This is a genomic window from Agromyces indicus, assembly GCF_031432295.1.
Classification (GTDB): Bacteria; Actinomycetota; Actinomycetes; order Actinomycetales; family Microbacteriaceae; genus Agromyces; species Agromyces indicus.
Genome location: NZ_JAVKGS010000008.1, coordinates 1 through 551 on the forward strand (window position 1 = coordinate 1; position 551 = coordinate 551).

Annotated in this window: 1 protein-coding gene; it reads left to right on the top strand. The window is 69.5% G+C overall.

Annotated elements, in window-relative coordinates:
* Nucleotides 1–551: FGGY family carbohydrate kinase (locus tag RH861_RS16315; protein ID WP_310521867.1), on the top strand; the 551-nt coding region annotated here is incomplete at both ends.

Here is a 551-nt window from a genome sequence, read left to right on the forward strand (position 1 = left end):
AAGGCCGGCTGGGTCGAGCACGACCCGATGGAGATCTGGCGGAACACCCGCGAGGTCATCGGGCAGGCGCTCGGCAAGGCCGACCTGACCCGCCACGACATCGCCGCGGTGGGCATCACCAACCAGCGCGAGACCGCCGTCGTCTGGGATCGCACCACCGGCGAGCCCGTCTACAACGCGATCGTCTGGCAGGACACGCGCACCCAGCCCATCGTCGACCGCCTCGCGGCCGACGGCGGCGTCGAGCGCTTCAAGCAGGACGTCGGGCTCCCGCTCGCGACCTACTTCTCGGGCACCAAGATCGTGTGGATCCTCGAGAACGTCGAGGGCGCGCGCGAGAAGGCCGAGGCCGGCGACCTGCTGTTCGGCACGACCGACACGTGGGTGCTGTGGAACCTCACCGGCGGGGTCGACGGCGGGGTGCACGCGACGGATGTCACGAACGCGAGCCGCACGCTGTTCATGGACCTCGAGACCCTGCAGTGGGACGACGAGATCCTCGGCATCTTCGGCGTGCCGCGCTCGATGATGCCGGAGATCCGCTCCTCCTC